The sequence below is a fragment of the Cellulophaga sp. BC115SP genome (assembly GCF_009905545.1).
GTDB classification, from domain to species: Bacteria; Bacteroidota; Bacteroidia; order Cytophagales; family Spirosomataceae; genus Flectobacillus; species Flectobacillus rivi.
Genome location: NZ_JAAALB010000150.1, coordinates 1 through 1,176, shown reverse-complemented (window position 1 = coordinate 1,176; position 1,176 = coordinate 1). Strand labels below are relative to the sequence as shown.

The window sequence follows — 1,176 nt, the reverse complement described above, 5'->3', positions numbered from 1 at the left end:
AAGAATGTGAAGCTAGGCGGGTATTTGTTAAAATTGCAAAGCAAGAACTTTAGTTCGAAGGCATTGCATGTAGTTGTGACGAAGTAGAACAGAAAAACCAACGAATAATATGAGAAAATTACTACTGGGCTTTAGTATGTTACTAGGGCTAGTTCTCAGCAAGGGTAGTGCTTATGGTCAAGGAAGTACTCCCCACTTTAGCTACAAAATAGAGTTGCGGTCAGATGGGTATTACTATGCAACGATGAAGTCCGATGTGGCTTATAGTGCAAGTAGTAATCAAACGACGATCTCGACGATTCAGTACACCTTAGTGGCACCAATAGGGACCTTTGCACCTATAAGTGCAACAAGTACTTCGATGACGAATTTAGTAGGAGGCGTAGAAGATTTACTACCCTCTACCAATGCCGGGAACTATATTTGGTCTACTCAGCGCACGGCACTGAATACAAGTCTCGAGTATGGCTATTTTGCATTAACGGGCAGTCCTATTCTTCCGAATATCGTAGCAGGCGTTGAGATACCATTGTTTCGTTTTCGTACCCAAGCTTGTATCGGAAGTATTCGTATGTATCGCAATGTAGCAGATGGTACAGGAGGAGCAGATACCCCTAAGTTGAACTCAGCCAACTCGATCTATTTGAGTGGTATTAATGGAGCACTTTCGGAGAGTTATAAAGATAACTATGGTACAGCGACGGTATGTCCAACGCCCCCAGTATCAGACTTAACGACTAGCATCAGTGGACCAAGTACAGGTACGCCTAATACAGCATACGCTTACACAGTGACAATCAACAACGTAGGCTCAGGAGCCAGTACAGGTATTGTGAGTGAAAGTTTTAGCATTCCTACAGGATTAACCTTCAACAGCGGTGGTGGTAGTGGTTGGACTTGTGCCCCGACAGGTCCAGTAGCAGGACCAACGACGATAGTATGTACCAATAGTTCACCCAACATACCAGCCAGTGGTAGTGTTAGCTTCCCTTTGAATGTAACACCAACGACAACAGGAGGTATTGCCATCAGTGGGATTGTCTCAGGTGGTGGTGAAACCAACACGAGCAACAATAGTGCTACGAGCAATACGACGACCGTAGGCTGTGGTATTAGTGCAGGTGTCTTAAGTAAGCTTTAACCCCAACTCCAGCAAGAAAGATATGATGACTTATA

The 1,176-nt window shown here is 44.4% G+C and carries 1 protein-coding gene; it reads left to right on the top strand.

The features are described from left to right. The first annotated feature begins 109 nt into the window (after positions 1–109). Positions 110–1,141, top strand: coding sequence for a hypothetical protein (locus tag GVN22_RS28555; protein ID WP_166554157.1), 1,032 nt, complete (start codon positions 110–112; stop codon positions 1,139–1,141). Positions 1,142–1,176: the final 35 nt, after the last annotated feature.